This window comes from Synechococcus sp. PCC 6312, from assembly GCF_000316685.1.
Classification (GTDB): Bacteria; Cyanobacteriota; Cyanobacteriia; order Thermosynechococcales; family Thermosynechococcaceae; genus Pseudocalidococcus.
In genome coordinates this window covers 2,248,869-2,273,727 of the sequence record NC_019680.1, presented here as the reverse complement: position 1 = coordinate 2,273,727, position 24,859 = coordinate 2,248,869, and the positions used below count along the sequence as shown (strand labels likewise).

Sequence of the window (24,859 nt, the reverse complement as noted above, 5' to 3'; positions counted from 1 at the left end):
AAATGAAAATCCTCTTTTTTAGTGCCCACTTTTGGCCTTATATCGGTGGTGGTCAAATTATGGGTGCTCAGTTAGTTAAAGGATTACAAAGAAAAGGCCATGAGGTCACGGTCGTTACAGCCCATGATACGTTGGCACTACCCGATGAAGAAAAGTTTTTTGAAGTTCCCATATATCGCTTTAGGTTTTGGCACGCGGTAAGAGACCGTAATGCCAAGCTAATTTTTCAGCTCCGGCAAGACCTTTATGATTTGAAAAAGTCTCTGGCCCCTGATTTAGTTCACATGAGTAGCGTTTCACCAATAGACTTATTTCATTGGCATACAGTCAGAGCCGCCCCAGTACCAACCCTCCTCACCATTCAAGGATCAATTCCAACATGGGGTTCAGGAACGGAAAGTATTGCGATTCAAACACTCAATAGTGCTGACTGGATTTGCGCTTGTTCTACTGCAACTTTGGATGAGGCTATTCGCTTAAGTCCTACGATTCAATCTCGTATATCTATCATTCATAATGGCAAAGAACCAACGGATATCGCTCCTGCTCCCCTACCCAGCGATCCACCCCACATCATGTGTATTGGGCGCTTAGAGGAAGAAAAAGGATTTGATCTCGCCATTACTGCCTTTGCTAGAGTTTTAAAAATCTTCCCTAATAGTCGTCTTACGCTAATTGGAGATGGAAGCAAACGAAAAGAATTAGCCACTCAGACCGAAAAGTTAGGAATCTCCGAACAAGTTTTTTTTAGAGGTTGGGTCGCCCCTGAACAGATACCTGACTTAATGAACCGTGCAACTATTGTGTTGGTTCCCTCTCGGCGTGAGGCCTTTGGCCTGGTAGCCTTGGAAGCAGCCTTGTTAGCTCGCCCAGTTATTGCCAGTGCTGTAGGTGGTTTACCCGAAGTCATAGTAAATAGAGAAAGTGGAATTTTAGTTCCAATAGAAAATAGCCAGACTCTAGCCCAAGCCGTAATAGACTTACTTCAACAGCCTGAAACAATGATCCGCCTGGGTAAATTTGCCCGCCAACACGCTATCGATCATTTTAGTTTTGATCGTTATCTAGAAAACCATGTTATTTTATATAAGAAACTAATCAAGTAAGCCTAGAATGTCAATTCTATTGAAACAACTTACATCCAATCAGTCCGAAATCGCGGCACAAGTCTTAGATGGTGAGTTGATTATTATTAATTTATCAGACGGTGTCTATTACAGCATGGATGAAATTGGTGCAGACGTTTGGGTTTTGTTAGAGCAAGGTTACAGTTTATCGGCAATTAGTCAAACTCTCAGTGTGGCTTATAACATCCCCCAAAATACTATCGAAGATGATCTACAAGCCCTAGGTCAACAACTGATTTCAGAAAACCTAGTAAGAGTATCAGAACAAGATTTATCTACACAATCTAGCCTGCCTCAATTAGAGACCATTCGAGACTCTTATCGCTCGCCCATCCTAAATATTTATCGAGATATGGCTGATATGCTGGCACTGGATCCACCGATGCCTGATCTTAAAGAAGTTCCTTGGAAATAGTTCAGAAATTGTGAATCTAAACTAATAAGAGCTTGTGTCACAATCAACAACATTTATCCTCTTGACCACAGATTTCAAGCCTCTAGTTGGTGGAATTTCCGAGTATCTCCATCAACTTTTTCAAGAAATAGCTGAGTATTATCCTGTTGAAGTTTGGACAACTGTTGAGGCCCTACCTGATCAACGCTCAGCTTATCTACGTCAGCGACTGCCATATCTGCGGGAATTAATGTCGGAGCAAGAGCGAGAAAGATTCCAAAATCTTAATTCTGGTCAATATATTTATCTATTAAAAAAGTACAATGCTCAACAATTGCAGTCAATTCTTAAAAAGGAAAATTTAGCAAAAATTGAAATATTTATTGGTGTTTGGAATCTTATTGCATCTTGTTGGTGTCAGACTTTACGTCAAGTTGGCCTGCGTTACTCGATCTTTGCCTATGGCAATGAGTTAATCTCTCCTCAGTATCTAAGTGTAGATCACTGGCGTAGGGCAGATTTTCAACAGGCAAAGGCAATTTATGCTTGTAGTCAGGGAACTGCCCAGTTAGTTACTCAAGTGATGCAAACAGAAATTCCTATAAATGTAGTTAATCCGGGTATTAACCCTGATCTGGTTCTACAAAATTTCTCGACAGCTATCTCTTCCTGGCAGCCTCAACTTAATATCAAAACTCATCGTAATCAACTAACTCTGCTAACTGTAGCTCGCCTGGTTCCCCATAAAGGTATAGATTTAGTTTTAGCAAGTATGGAAACCTTGATAGCTGAGTTTCCTAATCTTGGCTATTGGATTGTAGGCAATGGCCCAGATCAGCATCGCTTGCAACATTTGTGTCAAGTCTATTCCCTAGAAGATTACGTCTATTTTCTAGGAGAGGTAGATGAACTAGCAAAGCAGACTCTTTACAAAGCTTGTGATATTTTTATTATGCCTAGCCACAGCCATAAGCATCAAGAATGGGAAGGATTTGGGATTGTTTTTTTAGAAGCAGCATTAGCTGGGAAACCATGTATTGGGAGTAATCAGGGAGGTATTTCCGACGCAATTGTGGATAATGTGACGGGATTTTTAATTGAGGCTGAAAATGTTGAAGCCATCAGCCAAGCAATCCGCTGTCTCTTACTCAATCCAAATTTAAGGGCTGAATTTGGCCGTCAAGGATTGGCTCGGGTTAGAGAAACTTTTACATGGAAAACCATAGCCCAAAAACTTATACATCTACATCAAATAGAGGTAAGTTAGAACTATATTTACTTTAATTATTTTATTAGATGCTTAATTTTTCTTGCTAAGACCATTGCTCCAAGTTCTTTAGTCAGCCAGAATTTTTCATAAGGATTTTGAGTAGATTTTAATAAATATCTTAAGCTCTTATGTCGTCCGGTAGAGTGCTTCAATAAAATTAATATCTCTTCTCTTGGGGATGAAACTTGCTCTACTAATGCAAATAAAAATGCTTCAGGAATCGGGGCCTGGAAAGACTGTTGTAAATATTGCAACATTACCCAAAGCGGGAGTGAGAACCTGGCAGACCTAGCATTATCCAGTAAATTTTGCCAATCAATTTGAGGAAATTGCTGAAGTAAAAAGTATGCATCATAAACCCATGTTAGGGCTTGACAACTAGATGAAGTAGCTGCGTGCCCGCATATATGTAGTAACAAATCTGTAAAATTAAGACTATTAACTTCTTTTTTCATGATCAATAGAGGTTTACTACCCACTAACATTTTATCTTGTACCTTGTTATAGACTGCATTAGCAAATAGGTTACGATGAATAAAGACCGGAAGACCCGATGGATGTTTTAACTCAATATCAAGCTGTTGAACATCTGAACTAATCAACCTTAATTTAGCTTTTTTAAAAGCAACAATTGCCTGTTTATATTCCATAGGTTGAATGAATAAATCAATATCATGACAGTGCCTTAGGCTTGGATGTGGATATGCAATTGATGCAGTTACAGAACCCTTTAATAAGAATGGTCGTATATTTGCTTTGTGCAAAACATCTAAGGTTTGATAGCAAATTCTTTCATAGGTTTTATTTCTTAGCTGTTCACGCATTACTGCTGTACGCAAGACAGTTTGTAGTGTATTAGAGATTTTAATCTTATTTCTTATTAACCCATAATAGAGTAATGGCAAATGCCTTTTGTAGGGCTGTGATTGCTTTTTGATTGCTATGAGTGGATTCTGGTTTTTCTGTTTCCAGGCCTGCCATGCTTTTTCTCCACCATCTCCTGTTAGTAAACATGTTTGCAAGAAGAGAGTATGGTCTGAATTTGGCAAAATAACATTTAAAATACCAGTAAGTTTTGCAATAGGCTTCATATTTTTCTCTTATTGTCTAAATTTAGTTTAACAACTTTGAGAAACTCCTGTTTACTCTCTAATGAACGTCGCCTGGTTAAATTTTTCTCATGCATTCGATGATATGTGAGGACATCAGTTAAAATAGCAAGCTTTAATCCAGCTACTCTGCCCCGGATAAACCACTCAGTTGCATCAGTAAACCATAAGTTAGTATCAAAGTTACCAATCAATTCAAAGGCTGTGCGTTTAGCCAAGAGACTTGGAGTTGCATAACCGGGAATGGGTTGTGAGCGTGAATGATTAGTAAAATAAATCTTCTCACGATTTAAAGACTCTGGCCAAAATCGCTCAACATAGGTAATACAAAGACTTAGGTCTGTGTCATCACAAAATGCAGTCATCTGCCGAGTTAGTTTTTCAGGGTGCCATAAGTCATCGGCATCTAAAAAAGCGATAAATTCACCCTGGGCATGGCTGAGTCCTAAATTGCGAGTAGCAGCCGGTCCAGAGGTAGGTTGTGAGTAAAAGCTGATGGACGCAGAGTAACTAAGAGCAATTTCCTGAGTATTATCCGTAGAGCCATCATCAGCGATAATAATTTCTAGTGGTCGCCAGGTCTGATTGAGGATACTTTCAATCGCTTCATCTAGATAGCTGCCGGAATTAAACGTAGGAATAATACAGCTAATTATTGGACTCATTATTAAGACTCTTAGTGCACTCTTGACTTATAGAATTTATATATTCACTTGATTCTTGTCTACCTAATCGAGCTAATATAACTCTTCTATAAGATAGAAGATCAGAATTATTTGGATGCTCGTTGAGAAGCTTTTGGGTAATTACCAATGCTTGCACTATTCTTCCCTTTTTTAAGAAACTTTTAATTATTGATATGCTATGGTCAAAGCTTGGCTTACCTGAAAAAAACAAATAATGTTGGTGACTATACTCTCTATCTAAAATAACTTCCGATGGTGTAATTAAGGGAAAATCCAGATCATAAACATCTAGAAAATCTTTAAGTATTGGATTTTTTGTGTTTGTAGCATCAAGACTTATGCCAACATTTTGAACTAGATTTTGAGATGGAACTACTGATAATCCTCCCTGCGATAGTTGTGCAAATGACCACTGATAATCCCAACAATGACTGAGATTCCGCAGAGCAAACACACACCCTTTTTGAAAATGCTCAAATTCTTCTGGATGCTTAATCAACTGAGCAATTGATTGCAGAACATTTGATTGTGAGTATGCTGATATTCCATGGTCATAGTATTTCCAGGCCCGCTTCCAAGTAGCCCACCCCCAGGCACTTCCATAGAGAGAAAAGTGATAACTTTGTTCATTTGATTTCCATTTTCCTAGTGGATTTGTACCACAAATTTGAGTAACCCTATGCTCCTCTCGATATCGTTCTAAAAGTTCTGAGCAGAACTGAAAAAAACTTGGCACAGGCAAACAATCATCCTCAAGGAAAATAGCCTCTTCAACTTGTGTAAACACCCAATTGATTCCTCTTGAAATGCAATAACCACACCCTAAGTGACGATCAGCATAGTTCTTGACAACTTCACAGGGCCAATCAATAGTTTCAATAATGGCGCGGACTTTTTGACATTGATCTATTTCTTTTGAATGGATAGAACGGGCTTCATCTGCAACTATAAATAATATAGTAGGTTTAACAGAACGTAAACGTTCAATAAGTCTTTCTGTAGATTGAGGTCGATTAAAAACAAATATAACAATCGGGATGTTTAGCATCTAGACTAACGCCATACAAAGTACGATAGTGAAAATGAAGCAATGAGTACTTATAGCAAAAGTAGCTATTAAAAATAATTATATAACAGTCCATCTTCATTTATGAGAATGATTGATTATCACTGACTCAGGCGAGGGATAGCTCTTCAGTGGGACTAGACTCAAATAAAATTCTCATAAAAATAAACATAAACCCAATCTCACAAATCATTGCTGTTTGCTATATTCCCTAGTAGGTTTGGTGCTGAGATCCTTGTCTTAGCCGCAGTGGTTCAATAGGACTTGTGATCAGCAAAACCGCCATTGAGCTTGAACAGTGGGCCACCGCCTTAATGTCTCGTTCCAGGCCCTGGCAGTGAGTCAAGGGGATCGAGAGTGAACAAATTTGAGACAATAAACGGGGAAATTCCCCTTGCTTGGAGGCTCTGATGACGAAAAAACTTCTCTTTGTCTGTCTGGGTAATATTTGTCGCTCCCCGGCTGCAGAAGGCATCATGAAGCATTTAGTCCAGGAGGCAGGCTTAGGTCAGGAGATTTTTTGCGACTCTGCGGGTACCAGTAATTACCACATTGGCGAACTCCCCGACTCCCGGATGATTATGATGGCTAGACAAAGGGGAATTCATCTGGAGAGCCAGGCCAGGCAGCTGCACCCGGAAGATTTAGAGAAATTTGATTTGATTTTGGCAATGGATAAAGATAACCTTGCGGATATTCGGCGTCTTGATCCTCATCAAAAATATCAAGACAAAATTAAATTGATGTGTGACTATTGCCAAACCTCGGATCTTCAGGAGGTTCCTGACCCCTACTATGGCGGTAAGCATGGCTTTGAATTGGTGTTGGATTTACTAACGGATGCCTGCCAGGGCTTACTCAATTCCCTCACTCCTAAGATAATCACTCCTCTGCCTCCAAGTTAACGGCCAGCCAGAATGAGACCAGATGCCATAGGTGTAACGTGACCATTATTCAATGTCAGGCCTTGTCTAAAATCTATACCGTCTCGGATAAAGCATCGGGTCTGAAGGGGACTCTGGCCCATTTTTGGCGGCGCAAATATCGGCAAATTCCGGCGGTTCAAGATGTCAGTTTTGAGATCAGGCCTGGGGAAGTGGTGGGATTTTTGGGTCCCAATGGGGCTGGTAAAACCACGACCTTGAAGATGCTCACCGGCCTCATTCATCCCACCTCTGGACATTTAAGTGTGGCGGGGCAAGTTCCCTATCAACGGCGACCCAGTTTTCTCAAGCAAATTACTTTGGTCATGGGGCAAAAGCAGCAGTTAATTTGGGATCTCCCGGCCTGGGACTCATTGCGAATCAATGCCGCGGTCTATGAATTGTCAGAACGAGAATGCCAGCAACGGGTCGGTGAATTGGCGGAAATGCTCGATTTGGGAGATAAACTCCGGCAGCCGGTGCGGAAGCTATCCTTAGGGGAACGGATGAAGGCTGAACTCTTGGCCGCCTTGCTACATCACCCGCAAATCTTATTTTTAGATGAGCCAACCCTGGGCCTGGATGTGAATGCTCAAATGAGTGTGCGCGCCTTCCTAAAAACCTATAACGAACATTTTCAGGCCACGATCCTCCTCACCAGTCACTACATGGCAGACATCACGGCTCTCTGTGAACGAGTCTTGCTGATCCATCAGGGTGAGTTAATTTATGATGGGCAATTGGATGACCTTTTAGATAAATTTTCCCCCTATCGCCAAGTCAAACTGGAACTCAATCAATCTGTCCCAGCCAGTGAATTAGAACAATTTGGGGATATTGAAGCGGTTCAGGAACGGGATGTTCGCTTAATTGTCCGCCGAGAACACCTCACCGAAACCGTCAGTAAAATTTTGGCTCAACTGGATGTTTGTGACCTGACCATTACGGATCCACCCATTGAAGAGGTGATTGGGCGGGTATTTTTAAGCCTGGATCAAACCCATGCAGCTTCTCAGTCACCTACTTGAGCAAGAGACTTTAGCATTTCTAGCAGGGATGATGGACAAATCTTTCAGGCTATTTATAGTCATTTCGATCAAGAATGGGACATTAGGCAGGACAACAGTTTCGGATAATCTCATCAATCAGGGGGCTTAATTCGGCGTACATCCTTGCTCACTTAAGGGCGTTAAAATCGTGCGCTATCTTCTTATAGACCAACGATTGTGCGAAGCCGTCCGGGAAGCATCCCCAGTTCCCTCCGTTGAATATCGGAGCTAATTCATTGTCGTAAATCTAGACTGTCACTCATGCAGGTAGTGAGAGAATCGGCACAATGCTTGAATTGATCGTCTTATAGATTCCCAGTGTCCCACTCCGGTTTGGAATGATCATACTATCCTACACAAACTGTTCTGAACGACTCTCAATCCTAAACGCAAAATTCCTTCAGCACTATTTGGTCGAGGTGTGTCTAATCTTAATATCCGTAGGCCCCTGAGCCGACTTTTACTTGAAAAGCTAAATAGCAGCCTTTTGTTTGATAGAATTTAGTCTATGTGAAGTCGTGATATATCTCTTCCAAGGAGAATTTAGGTGTGAAGCAAGCCACCCTGCACCAACTGAAAGTTTTTGAAGTTACCGCCCGTCATGGCAGTTTTACCCGAGCTGCAGAAGAACTTTTTTTAACCCAGCCGACTGTATCCATCCAGATGAAACAACTCACGCGAGCGGTGGGGTTGACCCTGTTTGAGCAAGTGGGTAAACGACTTTATTTGACCGAAGCCGGTAAAGAACTTCTTGCCACTTGTCAGGATATTTTTGAACGGCTGGATCGCTTTGACATGGCCATCGCAAATCTGAAAGGTCTCAAGCAAGGGCATCTGCGTCTGTCTGTGATCACCACTGCCAAATATGTGATTCCCCGACTGTTAGGCCCCTTCTGTCATCGCTATCCGGGCGTTGATGTTTCCCTGATTGTCACCAACCATGAGCAAGTGGTGGAACGTCTCCGGGATAATCTGGATGATCTTTACATTCCCAGCCATACCCCGGAACATACGGAAGTCGAGCAGCATAACTTTTTGGATAATCCCCTCGTTGTCTTGGCTCCCAGTTCCCATCGCTTGGCCGGACGGAAAAATATCCCGATCCAAGAACTCAACGGTGAGGCTTTTATCATGCGGGAGGTGGGGTCAGGAACGCGCCAGGCCATTGAGCGGTTATTTGCCGAGCATGGGATTGAAATTCAAGTCCGTCTGGAGTTGGGCAGTAGTGAAGCCATTAAACAAGCCATCGCGGGAGGCCTGGGAATTTCGGTGATGTCCCGTCACTGCTTGGCCTTGGATGGCGACTCTGGACAATTTACAATCCTAGATGTGGAGCATTTCCCGATTCAACGCCATTGGCAAGTGGTGTATCCCGCTGGAAAACAGCTATCTGTGGTGGCCCAGGCCTTTTTTGACTACATGATCCAAGAAGGGCGGACTGTGATTGAGGACAACTTAGATCGCCATGCACCCCCCCATCACCCCCCCGCTGTAGATGTCTATGCCACTGTTCCCGCCTGAGGTTCTAACTGCCGATTGGAGCGACTTTTAATTCTGCCCGCCAGTCAGTAACCGGTTTTTCCCAGGCCAACTCCCACTTTTGCCCCAAAAATGGCCCGGCATTCTGTCCCAGTTGATACCCCTGATAAACCTTTTCGATAGTCATGTTCAACTGATCTGGGTGCTTAATGGCGGCCATGATGCCTGACACAATAATCAAAACGGCACTGGGATAATGCATCTGGGCCAGGCCAAAGGCTTGAATGGCAATCTCCCCGGCCTCATCTGTGCCAAAACCCGTCACCACGTGCCAAATGTCATGGGTTTGCCGGACTCGTAAGCGAATGTAATCCAGCACATCATCCGTGGGAACCTGCGGGAAGAAATCCGCTTTGAATCCCCCTTGGGTCAGCATATTGGCATATTGAAAGCCCAGTGACTCTGTGGGTAACTTCAAAAGAGCCTCGAGGTCAAGGCTAGGGGCAACGTAGCGTTCCGTGATTAACTCAGCAACCGTTGGGATAGATTGTAGGTATTGGATACAGGCCTGCATGGCTTCCGTATTCCGCATGGCATCATTAATATCAAAGACTGATTTGAGGTTGGTTGAGTCTTGGGTTAGCTGAAACACACCCACCGCCGCCTTCATCAAGTCTTCGTGCATCTGAGCGTTAACTTCAAGCATTCTCCAGTCTCCAAATGCGAGATGAATGATTCAACCTAGATTTTCCCACTAACGTAATCCCCTCAACCATTTTCCTCACCCTGGATAGCCTGTTCTGGATCGGCCTCATTGTCGGAGTCGGGAGCAACAGAGCAATTTTTCATTAAACCGTCAGATTCGCAATGGCCTGCTCTGCTAATCCCAAAATCCGTTGTTTGCGGGTGAGTTCCAAGCGGTCAAAGGTTCGCAGCATGGGTAACAGGCGTGGGTTCTGGGCCAAGTAATCCCGTTTAGCGTCCACAAATCGCCAATACAGCCCATCCCAAACCTCTTGCCAGGCCCCACTGGGATAGTCCCCCATTTTGCGTAAATAATTCGAGCCAGAAATGTAGGGTTTGGTCATCATCAGCCCCCCATCGGCAAACTGCCCCATCCCGTAGACATTTGGCCCCATCACCCAGGCCGCCGAATCCACAAACCAGGCCATAAACCAGGTAAACACCGCGTTGGGAGCAATTTCGCAAAGCAACATCGCATTACTAATCACCATCAGCCGCTCAATATGATGGGCATAGCCCCGCAGTTTTAAGCCTTCAATGACCCGATCCACTGGGACTAAGCCTGTTGTTCCGGTTTGCCAGGCCTGGCTCAATTGCCGCTGATGCCCAAAAAAGTTGCTGGTTTCTTGGTGTTCTCCCAATGTCCAATAGGCCCCCCGCACATATTCCCGCCAGCCAATGATTTGTCGAATAAAGCCTTCGAGGGAATTTAAGGGGACAGGATGCCCAGCGATAAAGTCTAGAGTTGTGGTTAAGACCTGTTGGGGAGTCAGTAAACCAAGATTCAGCAGGGGAGAGAGGACAGAATGAAACACAAAGGGGCTGCGGCTGGGTAAGGCATCTTCGTAGGGGCCAAACTGGGGCAAACGGGCAGTTAAAAACTCTAGCAACCAGGCCTGGGCTGCACTATGGGTGACGGGTAACCAAAAATCCTCAGTCCGGCCGGGGTGCGTTGGAAACAGGTGATCTACTAATTGCGCGACCGTCTTGACAGTCTCAGTCCAGGCCGGGAACTTCACATCTGGCACAATCACATCCCTGGGTAGCCGCCGCCGATTATCCTGATCAAAACTCCACTGTCCCCCCTCGGGTTGACCTGCTTGATTGAGTAATATCCCTAGCCGCTGCCGTTGCTTTTTATAAAAATCAGCCATAAACAGCCGTTTGCGCCCCTGGCCGATTCCTTGAAATTCTGCTCGACTGGTCAAAAACATCGGTGTGGGATAAATGATCAACCGAATGGCCTGGGCCTGGCAGAACTGGACAAGCCGTTGACTAAAGCTGCGATCCTCAATTTCGTAGGTGTGGATCTCCTGATCTTGAGTCTGGTGGAGGGCCTGTAAGAGCTTATCTTCATAGGTCAAATGCTGATTGTCGGAATCCAACTCCCAATAGAGCACTCGCCGTCCCTCTGCCTCTAAGACCTGACGTTGATGCCGCATCGCTGCCAGGTAGAGCATTAATTTATGCTTGTGATAGGGAACAGCAGTGCAGAACCGAAAGTCCTCCGCCATAAAGATCAAATGTCTGTCACAGGGTAAGTCTTGATGACTGGGAAACAGCATATTACCGAGCAGAATGATCATTGACGCTTCCCCAGTGCCATGGCCAGCTTGTGATCTATCATGCCTCACCCTTAAGTTTTAACAGTTAGTCATCTGAGGATAGTAATTTAAGCTTCCGTAAGCGGGACTGAATTGCACTGGGTTGACGTTGAAATTGAGTTGCCAGTTGTTGAATAGATTGGCCCTGTTGAAAGCGTTGACCCAGTTGGAAATCTTCCTGGGCTTCCCAAGGCTCATAGGCCCGGGCATACTGTTGGCGAATTTTGGCAATCTGTTGGGAGCGTTGAAAAGAGGAACCCCCCGGTTGGCCTGGGTCTAAGCCCCCTTCTAGGGAGTTGTCCAGTGCATCCCCTAAGGGATCCGGTAAGGCGGTGGGCAATTCCATCATCTGGGTTTCTGCTGGGGGCTTTTCTGCCTTTTGTTGATCTAAGTTAATCCGAATGGTTTCAAAGCGAACCCGCCCCGCCCGGACGCTGTTTTCAATGGCCACTTGCCGATCTGATAATTTTGCCTTTCCCGACTTAATGTCCACTAACACAACTTCTAACTCCTCCGGTGAACCCTGTCCATCTTTGAGATTGGTATAACCATTAATCACTAAATAATCAATGGGGTCGCCAATAAAGCGGGCATCGGAGGGTAAATATTTGAAATTGGGGAGATACGGGGCTATTTGCTCGGCAATCTGACCTTTGATCACACTGCGGCTGGCATCAAGGCTTTTTTGCTTGGCCTGGTCAATATCCTGCTTGTGGTGAAGTTTTAGCTCGGCCAGGATGGCTTCATGGGTTTGGATTAAGTCCGTTAACTCGGCCTGATGGGTTTGTTGGAGGGCTAAAACTTCCCGACGCTGGGCCTGGCGTTGGCTTTTCTGCAAAATACTCCAGGTCAATCCGGCCCCAAACAGAACTCCAATGGCAAAAACAATCACCCAGGCCATGATCCCTTAGTCCCCCCGACGCAGCGAATAACCCACACCCAAGATAATAGCGATGAAAAACGCAACTGGAGCTAAATTCATGGGATAGGGAGGGAATGGGATCACCGACCCAATCAAAATATAGCCAGTGATGAGAAACCCCAATGCTCCTAAAGCCAGTTCCTGGGGCCGTAATCGCTGAACCTGCTGTAAAAAAACGGGTGCCGCCATACAGGTCAGGCCATAGGCAATTAAAAAACCAAAGGTGCCACAGGTGCCAAACCAAGCAAATAAATCCAACGAAGGCTTGAAAGTCAGAATACTCAGAACACCAACAATACTCACCGGAATGCAGGTCATCAGGGTAGCCCGGTGGGGTTGGCTGGAGGGTCGCGCAGTAATACTGAAAAACTGAGGCAGTTGCCCTAAGCGTGACATCGCAAAAATTAACCGACTCGCCCCCACCATCGTTGCTAGGGTACAACCAAATAAACTAGCCGTTGCCCCAATCCCAATCAAAAAACCTAACCCATCCCGCCCCATTGCCGTCGCCAAGGTTTCTAAGGGCGTAGCACTCTTGGCCACATCCACATCAAAGCTATTAAAACCCAGCACTAAAACGTAGGCGGAAAACACAAAGAAAATCCCGGCAAAAATGGGCGTAGCGACTAAGGTTTTGGGAATTGTAGCTAGGGGACGTTCCGCTTCTTCTCCCAAGGTGGTGGCCGCCTCAAAACCGGCAAAACTGAGCATGGCAATGATCAATCCTTGGTTAAAGCCATCAGTCGTCACCCCCCTCAGGGTCAGTTGGGACAAATCATCTCGCAAGCTGTCATGGAACAAGATCAAAACACAAAATACCAGCACTAACAGGACGGAAAGGGCTTCTAAAATCAACATGATCCGGGTTGAAAGCCGAATTTCCCGCAAGACAAAGACACTGGCAAGGCTGCTCACACCCATCGCTAAAACGCCTGGATGCATCCCTAACTGTAACCTCTGGCACAAACTATCCAAGTAGGTCACACAGGCCGTAATTAAGCCCATCGCCGTTGTTACATAGGCTAAGAGTAATGCCCAGGCTGTGATCAGTTGCCCCCGTTTACCCAGGCCCAAGCCAACATAATCCCCCAAAGCTCCGGCTGAGGCGGTGGTGCGACTAAAAATATTCAAGTTATGGGCAATAATCAGAGCTGCAACCGTTGCCACGACATAGGTTAACCAAGTCCCGCTCCCAGCCGCCAAGACAATAATGCCCACATTAACCGTTGGCGTTGCCGTGGGAGCCATACCTGCCAGGGATTGGGCCAAAATTCCCGTAAACCCCAGGGAACGTTTCAGGTGAGTGGTCTGTTCAGCAGTCATCGATGTTAAATCATCTGGAGGCTATCCTCAATAGTAATTTAAAAAATGTTTAGAGAATAATTTGATTCTCTGCCCAATCTGCCTAGGGTAAACGTCCTCATCGCCCAAGGCAGCCCCAAATCCGGTAAGGTTGATCCAGCATCTTTTGAGGCGATTGCGCTCCATGACTGTGCCGAAAACTCCTCCTGCTCAACGTCCTGTTCCCTTGGCGGCCCAATTTCTGAAGCTGGTGGGGGTTTTGCTCATCCTCAGTTTCTTTGGGGACTGGATTGTGCTGTTAATTGCGCCCCAGTTTCAAAATGTGCAATGGCAAATTAATCTATTGACCCAATTTGTGGATCGGGGTATTACGCCCTTGATTGCCTTTGTGCTGATCTATGTTGGGTTTTGGATTCAAGGAGTTGCCGGGGCCAATAAGGAGACGGAAGCGGGCGCGCCGGCCTGGAAAGATTGGCGATTTTGGGTCTTTGTGGTGTCCAGCTTGCTGGGTCTCCTCTTTTTGTTAACTATCCCGCTGCTAGTAGCCACCACTGGCCAATTGACCGACCAGGCCCTGACCCAACTCAAACAACAGGCGGCCCAAAGCGAAATTAATATTGATCGAGAAGAAAAACAACTGAAAGCCCTTGCCAGCAGCGGCCAGATTCCTGAAATCCTCAAAAATGATCAACTCCCGGCCGAACAACGGGCCTTACTCCAACAACTCCAGCAGGATCCCCAGGCCATAGAGAAGCAATATGGGCAAGTCCGAGAACAAATTCGCAGCAAGCAAAAAGAAGCTAGCGACCAAATTCAAACGGAGGCCTTGGTAAACCGAATTCGCTATGGCCTGCGAGCGTTTCTTTTGGCTATTGGCTTTATCACCATCGGCTGGAGTGGGTTACGGGAATCTCGCTAGCCCCTCAGGTCTTTAGCCCAGAAATCGATCTAAGGCCGCTTTGAGTTCAGCAATCTCAGTTTCAATCCGTCCCTGTTCTGCGGCCCGCGCCACACATTGAGTCAGATGTTCATCCAAAATGAGCCGGGCTACACGGTCTAACGCCCCTCGAACGGCCGCAATTTGAATCAGGACATCGGGGCAGGCCCGCTCCTCAATCACCATATTCTTAATCCCGCGAATGTGACCCTCTAGCCGCGCCAACCGATTCAAAATCGCCTTCCGAGATTCTGGGGAATGAACGTGATCCGCAGCATGAGGGACAGGGAGATCAGCATGGGAATGGGAGGGGGCAGTCACAGGATTGATTCCGATTATTGAGTTGTGATTAATTGACAGGGTTGCTGGGGCTAGGGCTGGAAGGTGGTGTATCTGGAGCAGGAGGCTGGGTGTTGACTGGGGGGGAATCCACTGGATCTGGGGTAGGGGGGAGCTCAGGGGACAATGGTGCTGCAGGACTGGGACTACTAGTGGGGGTTGGGGGAGAACTGGGCAACTCACTGGCTGGGGATGGCGTGAGAGATGGGGTTGTTTCCGGGCTACCATCGGGGCTAGGGGCTGGGCTAATTTCAGTTGTTTCCGGGGCTGGTTCAGGGCTGGGGGCAGACCAGAGGGGGCGGCGGGCGGCGGCTTCAGCATCTTCAATGCGTCTTCTTTCCCGGTACCAATCGCTAATCCGAGCTTGGGCCTGCCGATAGAGGGGGCTATGGAGGGGAATTTCTCCGGCCCGGTTAATAGCGTCGCTGAGCTTATCTTGACTGGCTAGGGCCTCGGCCTGAGCAAGAATCGGTTGATCCTGCTTAGTTTGGAGGGTGGCTTGCCATTGCTTCACTTCGGCTTGGGCCGTGCTGTAGAGAGGATTTGTGGGTGAGATCCGTTGGGCAATTAGCTGGGCAGCGGGATAGTTTTCGGCTTGGGCCAGTTTCTGGGCCGCATTCAGTAAGGGTTGAGCTTGACTGGCCTGGATTTGACGTTGCCATTGGGCAATTAGGGTTTGGGCTTCAATCCGGCGGGGTTGGTTAATGTTAACACTCTGGGCCTGGAGCACGGCCAGTTGATAGCCCCAGATTTGATCCAGGCCGGCGAGTGCCCGCGCGAGTTGCAGTTGTCCCAAGTTTTGAGCCTGCCGTTCCCAGGCCTGTTGTTGACGGGTGATATAGCCGGCTAAACCCGAATCCCCTGCCAGTTTTTCAAGACGCATAATCCCTTCCCAGTACCCCCAAAAGGTATCTTGATGAGCGGCTGCCTCGGCCTGGCCCAATTGGAGGAGGGGCGGATCTCCTTGGGTCGCTCGGAGCACTGGGGCAATTCCCCGCACCAAGTCAATGGCGGCTTCAAGGTTGCCCGCATTTTGCCACTCTTGGGCATAGTCCATGACCATCTTGACCCAGGGCTGAATTTCTTGAGGCACTCGCTGCCCGGCAATGGTTTCGGGGTTGATTTTCTCGGCCATTAAGATGGCTGCAACCAACTCGTTGACCGTTTGCCACCCCGCCAGGCCCCGGGCTTGTTCCAGTTGTCCCCAGGCCTCTCGCTCCCGGTTAATGCGGACAATCAACTCACTGGCAACGGAACTCCAGTGATCACTCCCTAGTAAACTTAATCGCCTGGCAATATCTAAGGCTGCTGGCCAATCGGCCCCATTGATGGCACTACTGGCCTGGGCCGCGAGGCTAGAACCTTCATCAGTGGTCCAATAGGTGAGTAGGGATTGGGCCTGGGGATAGTAATGAGAACCTTTGGGGACTTTTTGGATAATTGTCTTGGCATAATCAATATTTCCCTGGGCAAATTGCTGCCGGGCAATCACAATTGTCGCCTGAGACCATTGATTGCTGAGTTCCAAGGCCTGGGTATAAAGGGGATGATCCTGCGGCCATTGGCTGACTAAATCTAGGGCTGCCATCAGGGCGTTAATGTTGCCTCGGCGCGCCGCCATATCGGCACAGTACAGTTGCTCGGCATCGGTCGTACCCAGAGAAACATTCCGACATTCCGGCAGGGGGGGGAGGTTAAAGATCCAAATAGCGGCCCCCAAGGCAGTGGCCCCGGAAATAAAAAATGGCCAAAACCAAGGCGAGTTGAAAACGGGTGCAAAGGGCCAACGGATGGAGGACGAAGCCTGAGATGTAGTGGCAGCTGGAGATAATTCAATTGCACCCTGTTCACTCCTTAGGGATGGGTCTGTAGATGGATGCCGTTTGGGCTGACTCCGTTGGACTCGCCACCAAGGTCGAGATGCTTTGGGTTTCATGGCAAGTGTTCGGTCTCCTCACAGCCAGGCCGGGGCAATTTATCTTAAATCTTAAGCATAACTTAAGCGGAATCGGGTAGGGGATGTGACGTTTTCTAGGTTTAGGGATAGGAAATAGTCTAACCTTGACTCATAAGGATATGAGATCGTAAAGCATTCTGAAATGCGCTAAGGAGATGAGCGGGGGTGAAGGCAGAGGAACTACTTCAACGCTATGGAGCCGGAGACAGAAATTTTGCCGGGCAACGCCTTCGTCGCGTCAATCTCAATCACAGTTGTTTAGATGAAATTAACCTCAGTCGGGCTGACTTAACAGATGCCGGATTAAGTGGGGCTAAACTCCAGCGCGCCGATCTCCGGGGGGCCGTTCTCTCAGCCATTAATTTGAATCATGCCGACCTGATTGGGGCCGACCTGCGCGGGGCGATGCTCATGGGGGCAGATTTGCGGAAAGTGAACCTGCGGAAGGCAAATCTGACCGGAGCGGATCTAACCCGAGCAAACTTGACCGGCGCAATTTTATCGGAAGCGAACTTAACAGCCGCAGATATGAGCCAGGCCATCTTGCGGGGAGCAGACCTAACCCTAACCGATTTAACCCTAGCGGAACTGGAACAGGTGAACTTAAGCCAGGCCAACCTGACCAATGCTTATCTGCGAGGGGCGGATATGGCCGATGCAATTTTGCTCGAAGCAACCCTGATCCAGGCCAATTTACGGGGAGCTAACCTGCGAAATTGTAATCTTCAAGGGGCAAACTTACAAAAAACCAATCTTCGGGGGGCAAATTTACGCCAGGCCCGCCTAGAAGGGGCCAATCTACGAGAAGCGACCCTCACGGAAGCTAATCTCCGCTATGCCTGTTTAGATGAAGCCTGCCTAATTGGCGCAGATTTACGGGGAGCCAGCTTGGCCCGGGCCATGTTACGGGGAGCGCAACTCAACGAGGCAATCTTGACGGGGGCTAATTTGATGGGAGCCAATCTTTCTGAAGCCCAACTGCGGGGGGCCAATCTCATTGAGGCAATTCTGACTGGGGCCAATTTGACGGGAGTAGATTTAACCGGGGTGGATCTGAGTGAAACCGTGATGCCGGACGGAGCTCTGATGGATTCTCCGAGCGAGCAAGGCTCTACAGAGTCCCCTGTGGGATCAACCCCCTTTCCCTAGTTTGAGATTTAACTACGCAAGGTAACCGCAAATTTATCTTGGAGCGCGTCCCGAATGGCCTGATGGATTGGGGTGACATCTGCTTCCGTTAAGGTGCGGTCACTGGCTCGGTAAATGAGGCGAAAGGCTAAACTCCGCTGCCCTGAGGGGACGCCTTCCCCGACATATTGATCAAACAGTTCTACGGATTCGAGGAGCGTCTCTTGTTTACCAAAGGTGGCCGCTTTGATCATGATCCGTTCTAACTCCGAAACAGAGACTTCTATCGGGGCATAGAGGGCCAAATCCCGGTCGGTGGCGGGGTAAGTAGAGTAGGGACAAAACAGTTGTCGGGCCTGGTGTTGCATCAGGTGATCGAGCAGTACTTCCATGTCTAGTTCAAAAACATAGACTGCCTCTGGTAAATCTCGGGCTTGCCGCAGTTGGGGATGGAGTTGCCCAAAAGTACCGAGGCGTTCCCCTTGCAGCCAAAGTGAAGCGGTTCGTCCAGGGTGCAGACGGTCATCACGGCGATCCGGTTGATATTCCACCCCCAGGCCAAGGCGATCAAAAATACTGGTTAAAATACCTTTAGCTTCATACCAAGAGAGGGGTTGGCTGGCTTTTGCGCCCCTGACCCATTTACCCCGGAGTGGATCGCCGCTAATAATCCCGCCGAGATGATCTGTTTCCCACAGGCCCTCATCATCCTGGGTAAACACCCGCCCAATTTCAAAGCCATTTAGGGGGGGATTGCCCTGTTCTAAGTTGAACTGTAAGGCATTCAGGAGGTTGGTGATGATGTCAGTGCGCAAGGCTGAAAACTCCGCCACGAGGGGATTAACCACTGTGATTTTGCCTGTGGTATCACTGCCCGGTCGAATCCAGGAATAATGCACTAGTTCCGTTAACCCTGCCCCCCGACAGGCGGCCCGAATGGCCCGAGTTAGGGATTGCTCTAGGGGTAAGTAGCCTAATTCTGACTTGCTCGGCAGCGTATCAATAAAGCGGTCATAGCCATAGAGACGGGCCACTTCTTCAATCAGGTCTATTTCCCGTTCAATATCGCGAAACCGATAGGGAGGTACGGTAACGGTCCAGGCCGGGCTACGTTCTTCATCTTTACTGGCAGTAGCAGCAATCGGTTCCAGGCCAAACCCCAGGGATTTTAAGGTGCTCTCAACCACTTCGGCGGCTAGGTCTTCGATGTCTTCCTCAGGAGCATCCACCGGCCCTAAAACTTGCTGGAGGCGGCTGAGGCGTAATTCAAGGGTGCGAGTGAGGGGGGGGCGTTGATCAAAAATGACTTGGGATTGAATCTGCCCACCCGTCAGGGTTTGAATTAAGTCCAATGCATGGTCACAGGCCTGGAACAGTTCGGCCGGATTAACTCCCCGCTCATAGCGAGTTGAAGCCTCGGTTCGTAGGCCTTGAGCACGGGCCGATTTCCGAATCGCAACCGGACTAAACAAAGCCGCCTCTAACAATAAATTTACGGTGCCATCATGGACTTCCGTTTCTGCGCCCCCCATGATACCAGCTAAGGCAATGGGATAGTCTTCGGCAGTAATGACTAGGTTGTTAGGGGTTAAAGTACGGTCTTGTCCATCCAGGGTTTTTAAGGTTTCCCCGGCCTGGGCGAGTCGAACCCCAATGGTTAACTCGGGGCGCTCCGAAAAAGCTTGATCCAGGGAAACCGATGCTTTTTTCGATGTTTTGGCGGGTAAATCTGGGGCTTGCGCTGTTGTTGCCAGAGTTTGCAGACGATCTGCATCAAAGGCATGGAGGGGTTGCCCCCAGGTGAGGAGGATGTAGTTGGTAATATCTACCACGTTATTGATCGGGCGCATCCCAGCCGCAACTAACCGCTCTTGAAACCAGGCCGGGGAGGGGCCAATTTTGACACCCGCAATGACAGTCCCAATATAGGCAGGACAGGCCTGGGGATCGGCGATATCCAAGTTAACGTTGAGGGGGTAGGGGAGTTTTTGTCCGCTTTTGGGAATTTTAATCTCCCCCACATCTGGCAACCGCAGCGGTAACTGAGTTAAAGCCGCTACTTCTCGGGCAATGCCAATCATACTCAGGGCATCGGCGCGATTGGCAGTGGAGGTGACATCTAAAATCACATCATCTAGGCCCAGCAATGGCCGCACATCTTGGCCAGCTTTGAGGCTGTTTTCGGTGTTCTCAAAACTGTGGATTCCCGCTGACTCTTTGGCTAATCCCAGTTCAGCGAGAGAGCAAATCATCCCGGAAGAAAGCACTCCCCGCAGTTTAGTCGGGCGAATTTTCAGATCAATTTGCGGTAGATACGTCCCTGGAGGAGCTACCGGGGCCAACATCCCTGCCGCTGCATTAGGTGCGCCACAAACAATGGTGTAAGGATCATCCTCCCCAATATCCACTTGACAGACCCGGAGTTTATTGGCATTGGGATGGGGTTCGCAGGTGAGAATTTTGCCCACGACAACACCCTCTGCCCACGTGGTGCGATCTTCAATGTCCTCGACCTCAAATCCGGCCAGGGTCAAACGGCTGGCTAAATCCGTGGGGGAATCGGTAAAGGGGACAAATTCTCGCAACCACTTTAATGAGATACGCATTTAACTTCCTAAAAACCTGAGCTATTGCAGCAATGTTTGGATCTTAAACAAAATTTGACCGTCTCACGGTATGAGTAGCAGCCAGGTAACTCGAAAAATCGCTACCCTTGTTACAAGGCCTGGGGCAGATTCGAGCTATATTAGGCGCATTTCCGGTCAAATCAGGTTAAATTTCCTCTAGATTGTTGTCGTGTCTGCCAGGTATAACGATGGTTGCTTCCCCCACCTCTGCCAATGGTCAATCCCCCAAACCTGATGCTGAAGTTATTATCCAGGCCAGCAAAATTAACAAATACTACGGGGAGCGGCACGTCCTTAAAGATGTGGATTTACAGGTTCGCAAAGGGGAAGTTGTGGCCTTAATTGGCCCGAGCGGCTCTGGGAAAAGTACCCTGATTCGCTGTCTCAATGGCCTGGAGAAACATAGCAGCGGTGAAATCTATGTCCTCGGCCGGGTGATGCATCCCAACACCAGCAATAAGGAACTCAGCCTGATTCGTCGGGATTTGGGGATGGTGTTTCAGAGCTTTAACCTGTTTCCCCACATGACCGTATTGCAGAACGTGATTGAAGCCCCAATGCTGGTCCGCAAGATGCCGAAGAAAAACGCGATTGAAATGGCTGAGGTTTTACTCGCCAAAGTGGGCCTGGCAGAGAAAAAAGATGCTTATCCAGGCCAACTTTCGGGAGGACAAAAACAACGAGTCGCCATTGCTCGCGCCCTAGCGATGCAACCCCAGGCCCTGTTGTTTGATGAACCCACCTCTGCTTTAGATCCGGAACTGGTGGGGGAAGTTCTCAAGGTGATGAAGGACTTAGCCGATGAAAGCATGACGATGGTGGTGGTGACCCACGAAATGCAGTTTGCGCGGGATGTGTCGTGCCGAGTCGCCTTTTTAGCCGATGGGCATATTGTTGAAGAAGGGGAACCCCACCAACTGTTTAGCAATCCCCAACAACCCCGCACCAAAATGTTTCTAGAACGAGTTTTGGGGAAGTCTTAAGACGAACTCGGTCATTATCCCCTTGTATGTAAGCTATAGATGTGGTCTTTGGGAGCATACACCTCATGACTTTAAATCTTGAACTACCGCCAGAACTAGAAAACTCTCTGATTGAGGCTGCCCGAGAAGAAGGACTGTCAGTAGAGTCCCTAGCATTAAAGCATCTTAAGAATTTTTTTCAGGATGGGCAGAAACGCATTGAAGCTGCTAAGGTTCTCCAGTCCTGGATTGATGACTCTGATACTACTGAACAACAAGCAACAGGTGCATTCCTCTTACAGGTGCTAGATCAAGATCGTCCCATTGAGAGTAAGCTTTTTCCGAAGGAAATGAAGGGAATTACTTGGTGAGTCAGGCTATCATTTTAAATACTGGAGTTATTGGTCTTATTACTAACCCAAAACAATCAACTCTAAAGTGAATCTTGTGCTACGTGGCTTCAATATCATTTGATTTCTGGTACTACTGTAATAATTCCTGAAATTGCAGACTATGAACTGCGGCGTGAATTATTGCGGGCAAATAAAGAAGAAGGTTTAAAGCGGCTAGACGAGTTAATTAAACTTGTTGAATATTTACCTATTTGTACCCTTGCCATGCGTCAAGCGGCTCAACTCTGGGCCCAGGCTCGGCAACAAGGACAACCCACAGCCCACGATAAAAATATTGATGCCGATATGATTTTGATTGCTCAAGCTAAAACACTCTCAGCTAGAAATGTAGTGATTGCAACAACCAACGTGAGACATCTATCTCGGTTTATTAATGCTGAAATTTGGCCAAATATATTGCTGCCTGAATGAAATCAACTACCATAGAATATCTCAATTTTCGTTACGCCAGATTTGTGTATTGGTAGTTGTGTAATGTTGCGGTCGGTCAAGTTATAACCTAAAGAATTGAGTGCAAACAGGGAAATTCCGACACTATTACTCTCTATTGATCTTCCTGGCTGCTCAGACCAGCGACTAAAGCATCTGCAACTCTGGCGACAGGAATCACCTCCAGGCCTGGAAACTCTAAGGCTTGAGTCTTGGGAATAATTGCCCGCTTGAATCCCAATTTGAGAGCTTCCTTTAAGCGTATTTCCAACTGAGAAACAGAGCGCACTTGCCCCCCTAAACCCACCTCGCCAATCAAAACCGTCTGGGCTGTCACCAAGCGATCCCGAAAACTGGCCACCACTGCCACTGCAATTCCTAGGTCTGCCGCTGGTTCTGTCACCCCCAGGCCCCCCGAAGACGAGACATAGGCATCTAATTTTGAGAGGGGAATCCCTAGGCGTTTTTCCAGAACTGCCAAAATTTGTAAAAACCGATTGTATTCAATGCCCGTAGTGGAGCGTCTGGGGGAGGGGTAACTGGTCGGACTCACAAGGCTTTGTAATTCCACCACTAGGGGGCGGGTTCCTTCGCAGGCGACGATGGTTGCAGTTCCCGGGGTGGCATCGGCTTCTCCTAAAAACAAGGCCGAGGGATTACTGACTTCTTCTAAGCCCTGCTCCACCATCCGAAACACGCCAATTTCCTGACTGGCCCCAAAGCGATTTTTGACCGCCCGCAAGAGCCGATGACTGGCAAACCGTTCTCCCTCAAAGTATAAAACCGTATCTACCAAATGTTCTAAGACTTTGGGCCCGGCAATAGCCCCTTCTTTAGTGACATGACCGACAATAAATAAACTAATATTTTGTTTTTTGGCCAATCGCATCAAGGCAGCTGTACATTCGCGCACTTGAGATACCGAGCCGGGAGCTGCCGTCAATGTGGGTAAATAAATGGCCTGGATACTGTCAATTACCGCTACCGTGGGATGAATTTGCTCCAGTTCCGTTAGGATAATATCGAGATCATTTTCCGGTAACAATAAAAGTTTATCGCTGACGGCTGTACTGATCCGTTTTGCCCGTAACTTTACTTGCTGTCCCGACTCTTCTGCACAAACATATAAAACCGAATACCGTTGCTGCCAATGAAACGCGGCCTGGAGGAGGAGAGTGGATTTGCCAATGCCTGGATCACCGCCGACTAATACTAAGGAACCAGGGACAACCCCACCCCCCAAGACCCGATCTAATTCCTCAAAGCCAGAACTAAAGCGAAATTCTGGGGCATCGGTGATTTGCTCTAAACTCAGGGCTTGGGATGAACTGGCTTTGCGGGATTTACTGCTGGTTCCGGGAGTGCGGCTAACGCTAGGGACTACCTGTTCGTCTAAAGTATTCCACTGCTCACAATTACTACAGCGACCAAAATACTGGGCATATTCGGCTCCACATTCACGGCAAATAAATTGGGTGCGGGGCCTGGGCATTATTAAGAAAAAATGAAAGTTAATAAACCACTCATAATCCAGGAATCATAGGACAGACAAGGGTTTCCAGGCCTGGGACAACGTGGTAGCTTAATGATAGGATATAAACTAATAAACATTTACAACATTATATATCGGGAGTGGTAACAGTCTTGGAGAATCACAAAGAAAAGATCCTTGTGGTTGATGATGAAGCCAGTATTCGGCGCATTTTAGAAACCCGACTCTCAATGATTGGCTATCAGGTCGTTACCGCTGCTGATGGAGAAGAAGCCTTAGTCACCTTTCGGGATGAGTTTCCAGATTTAGTTGTCCTCGATGTGATGATGCCCAAGCTAGATGGTTATGGGGTCTGTCAAGAACTCCGCAAAGAGTCCGATGTCCCAATTATTATGCTGACTGCCCTGGGGGATGTGGCGGATCGGATCACGGGCCTGGAGTTAGGGGCAGATGACTATGTGGTCAAGCCTTTTTCCCCCAAAGAACTCGAAGCCCGGATTCGTTCAGTTTTGCGCCGCGTTGAAAAAACCACCACCTCAGGGATTCCCAGTTCCGGTGTGATCCAAATTAACGCCATTCGTGTGGATACCAATCGCCGCCAAGTCTATAAGGGGGATGAACGGATTCGCTTGACCGGCATGGAATTCAGCCTCTTGGAATTATTGGTCAGTCGTTCTGGGGAAGCGTTTTCTCGTTCAGAAATTCTCCAGGAAGTTTGGGGCTACACACCGGAGCGTCATGTGGATACCCGCGTGGTTGATGTCCATATTTCTCGGCTAAGGGCTAAATTAGAGGAAGATCCAAGCAACCCGGAACTGATTTTGACGGCTCGCGGTACCGGCTACCTGTTTCAACGGATTATTGAACCGGGTGAAGTCGCCGCTGCCAAAGCCTAATCAT

Annotated in this window: 23 protein-coding genes; 12 read left to right on the top strand and 11 right to left on the bottom strand. The window is 47.7% G+C overall.

From position 1 onward, the window contains the following. Positions 1-2 precede the first annotated feature (2 nt). The 3 genes from SYN6312_RS11120 to SYN6312_RS11110 are packed head-to-tail and all read left to right on the top strand — an operon-like array spanning position 3 to position 2,788. Positions 3-1,106, top strand: coding sequence for a glycosyltransferase family 4 protein (locus SYN6312_RS11120; protein ID WP_015124979.1), 1,104 nt, complete (start codon positions 3-5; stop codon positions 1,104-1,106). A gap of 7 nt (positions 1,107-1,113) precedes the next feature. Further along, the gene (locus SYN6312_RS11115) at positions 1,114-1,542 is read left to right on the top strand and encodes a PqqD family protein (RefSeq protein ID WP_015124978.1); all 429 of its coding nucleotides are present in this window, start codon (positions 1,114-1,116) and stop codon (positions 1,540-1,542) included. 34 nt (positions 1,543-1,576) lie between these two features. Continuing rightward, complete coding sequence (locus SYN6312_RS11110; protein WP_015124977.1) at positions 1,577-2,788, top strand: glycosyltransferase family 4 protein; 1,212 nt, start codon at positions 1,577-1,579, stop codon at positions 2,786-2,788. Positions 2,789-2,805: 17 nt separating this feature from the next. On the opposite strand, the gene SYN6312_RS11105 is transcribed toward SYN6312_RS11110, so the two are convergent. Genes SYN6312_RS11105 through SYN6312_RS11095 form a run of 3 tightly spaced genes read right to left on the bottom strand, consistent with a single transcriptional unit; the run spans position 2,806 to position 5,634 of the window. Then, positions 2,806-3,882 carry a nucleotidyltransferase family protein gene (locus tag SYN6312_RS11105; RefSeq protein WP_015124976.1) on the bottom strand — a complete coding sequence of 359 codons (1,077 nt, stop codon included), beginning with the start codon at positions 3,880-3,882 and terminating at the stop codon, positions 2,806-2,808. Next, positions 3,879-4,565 carry a glycosyltransferase family A protein gene (locus SYN6312_RS11100; RefSeq protein WP_015124975.1) on the bottom strand — a complete coding sequence of 229 codons (687 nt, stop codon included), beginning with the start codon at positions 4,563-4,565 and terminating at the stop codon, positions 3,879-3,881. The genes SYN6312_RS11105 and SYN6312_RS11100 overlap by 4 nt, the downstream gene beginning before the upstream one ends. Further along, positions 4,549-5,634: a hypothetical protein gene (locus SYN6312_RS11095; RefSeq protein ID WP_015124974.1), complete on the bottom strand. Its 1,086-nt coding sequence runs from the start codon at positions 5,632-5,634 to the stop codon at positions 4,549-4,551. Before SYN6312_RS11095 ends, SYN6312_RS11100 begins: the two co-directional genes overlap by 17 nt. Before the next feature lie 428 nt (positions 5,635-6,062). Between SYN6312_RS11095 and SYN6312_RS11090 the strand changes: the two genes are divergently transcribed. The 3 genes from SYN6312_RS11090 to SYN6312_RS11080 all read left to right on the top strand — a co-directional run bounded on the left by SYN6312_RS11090 (position 6,063) and on the right by SYN6312_RS11080 (position 9,145). After that, positions 6,063-6,557, top strand: a complete 495-nt coding sequence (locus tag SYN6312_RS11090; protein WP_015124973.1) for a low molecular weight protein-tyrosine-phosphatase — start codon at positions 6,063-6,065, stop codon at positions 6,555-6,557. 38 nt (positions 6,558-6,595) lie between these two features. Then, the gene (locus SYN6312_RS11085; protein ID WP_015124972.1) at positions 6,596-7,603 is read left to right on the top strand and encodes an ATP-binding cassette domain-containing protein; all 1,008 of its coding nucleotides are present in this window, start codon (positions 6,596-6,598) and stop codon (positions 7,601-7,603) included. Positions 7,604-8,173: 570 nt separating this feature from the next. Then, positions 8,174-9,145, top strand: a complete 972-nt coding sequence (locus SYN6312_RS11080) for a LysR family transcriptional regulator (protein WP_015124971.1) — start codon at positions 8,174-8,176, stop codon at positions 9,143-9,145. A gap of 4 nt (positions 9,146-9,149) precedes the next feature. Here SYN6312_RS11080 and SYN6312_RS11075 read toward each other — a convergent pair whose 3' ends face one another. The 4 genes from SYN6312_RS11075 to SYN6312_RS11060 all read right to left on the bottom strand — a co-directional run bounded on the left by SYN6312_RS11075 (position 9,150) and on the right by SYN6312_RS11060 (position 13,696). Then, positions 9,150-9,809, bottom strand: a complete 660-nt coding sequence (locus tag SYN6312_RS11075) for a Coq4 family protein (protein WP_015124970.1) — start codon at positions 9,807-9,809, stop codon at positions 9,150-9,152. A 142-nt stretch (positions 9,810-9,951) separates the two neighbouring features. Continuing rightward, complete coding sequence (locus SYN6312_RS11070; protein WP_015124969.1) at positions 9,952-11,433, bottom strand: cryptochrome/photolyase family protein; 1,482 nt, start codon at positions 11,431-11,433, stop codon at positions 9,952-9,954. A 64-nt stretch (positions 11,434-11,497) separates the two neighbouring features. After that, positions 11,498-12,352, bottom strand: a complete 855-nt coding sequence (locus SYN6312_RS11065; protein WP_015124968.1) for a Holliday junction resolvase-like protein — start codon at positions 12,350-12,352, stop codon at positions 11,498-11,500. Between the two features lie 6 nt (positions 12,353-12,358). Further along, complete coding sequence (locus tag SYN6312_RS11060; protein WP_015124967.1) at positions 12,359-13,696, bottom strand: APC family permease; 1,338 nt, start codon at positions 13,694-13,696, stop codon at positions 12,359-12,361. A gap of 163 nt (positions 13,697-13,859) precedes the next feature. Between SYN6312_RS11060 and SYN6312_RS11055 the strand changes: the two genes are divergently transcribed. Next, positions 13,860-14,594, top strand: a complete 735-nt coding sequence (locus tag SYN6312_RS11055) for an HpsJ family protein (RefSeq protein WP_015124966.1) — start codon at positions 13,860-13,862, stop codon at positions 14,592-14,594. 12 nt (positions 14,595-14,606) lie between these two features. On the opposite strand, the gene SYN6312_RS20600 is transcribed toward SYN6312_RS11055, so the two are convergent. Together SYN6312_RS20600 and SYN6312_RS20595 are read right to left on the bottom strand one after the other, a co-directional pair. Further along, complete coding sequence (locus SYN6312_RS20600; protein WP_015124965.1) at positions 14,607-14,933, bottom strand: metal-sensing transcriptional repressor; 327 nt, start codon at positions 14,931-14,933, stop codon at positions 14,607-14,609. A gap of 28 nt (positions 14,934-14,961) precedes the next feature. After that, on the bottom strand, positions 14,962-16,887 hold the full coding sequence (locus tag SYN6312_RS20595) for a hypothetical protein (RefSeq protein ID WP_015124964.1): 1,926 nt from the start codon (positions 16,885-16,887) through the stop codon (positions 14,962-14,964). 186 nt (positions 16,888-17,073) lie between these two features. Between SYN6312_RS20595 and SYN6312_RS11040 the strand changes: the two genes are divergently transcribed. Continuing rightward, positions 17,074-18,057, top strand: coding sequence for a pentapeptide repeat-containing protein (locus SYN6312_RS11040; protein WP_015124963.1), 984 nt, complete (start codon positions 17,074-17,076; stop codon positions 18,055-18,057). 8 nt (positions 18,058-18,065) lie between these two features. Here the strand turns inward: SYN6312_RS11040 and pheT are convergent, their stop codons facing one another. Beyond that, entirely contained in the window at positions 18,066-20,642 is a 2,577-nt protein-coding gene (pheT, locus tag SYN6312_RS11035) for a phenylalanine--tRNA ligase subunit beta (protein ID WP_015124962.1), read from the bottom strand. A 266-nt stretch (positions 20,643-20,908) separates the two neighbouring features. Here pheT and SYN6312_RS11030 point away from each other — a divergent pair, with 266 nt between their 5' ends. The 3 genes from SYN6312_RS11030 to SYN6312_RS11020 all read left to right on the top strand — a co-directional run bounded on the left by SYN6312_RS11030 (position 20,909) and on the right by SYN6312_RS11020 (position 22,449). After that, on the top strand, positions 20,909-21,646 hold the full coding sequence (locus SYN6312_RS11030; RefSeq protein WP_041431452.1) for an amino acid ABC transporter ATP-binding protein: 738 nt from the start codon (positions 20,909-20,911) through the stop codon (positions 21,644-21,646). Between the two features lie 65 nt (positions 21,647-21,711). Then, on the top strand, positions 21,712-21,996 hold the full coding sequence (locus tag SYN6312_RS11025; RefSeq protein ID WP_015124960.1) for a hypothetical protein: 285 nt from the start codon (positions 21,712-21,714) through the stop codon (positions 21,994-21,996). 99 nt (positions 21,997-22,095) lie between these two features. After that, on the top strand, positions 22,096-22,449 hold the full coding sequence (locus SYN6312_RS11020; RefSeq protein WP_015124959.1) for a type II toxin-antitoxin system VapC family toxin: 354 nt from the start codon (positions 22,096-22,098) through the stop codon (positions 22,447-22,449). 133 nt (positions 22,450-22,582) lie between these two features. On the opposite strand, the gene radA is transcribed toward SYN6312_RS11020, so the two are convergent. Beyond that, the gene (gene radA / locus SYN6312_RS11015; protein WP_015124958.1) at positions 22,583-23,959 is read right to left on the bottom strand and encodes a DNA repair protein RadA; all 1,377 of its coding nucleotides are present in this window, start codon (positions 23,957-23,959) and stop codon (positions 22,583-22,585) included. Between the two features lie 152 nt (positions 23,960-24,111). On the opposite strand from radA, the gene rpaB reads away from it, so the two are divergent. Next, positions 24,112-24,855 carry a response regulator transcription factor RpaB gene (gene rpaB / locus SYN6312_RS11010; RefSeq protein ID WP_041430829.1) on the top strand — a complete coding sequence of 248 codons (744 nt, stop codon included), beginning with the start codon at positions 24,112-24,114 and terminating at the stop codon, positions 24,853-24,855. Positions 24,856-24,859 lie beyond the last annotated feature (4 nt).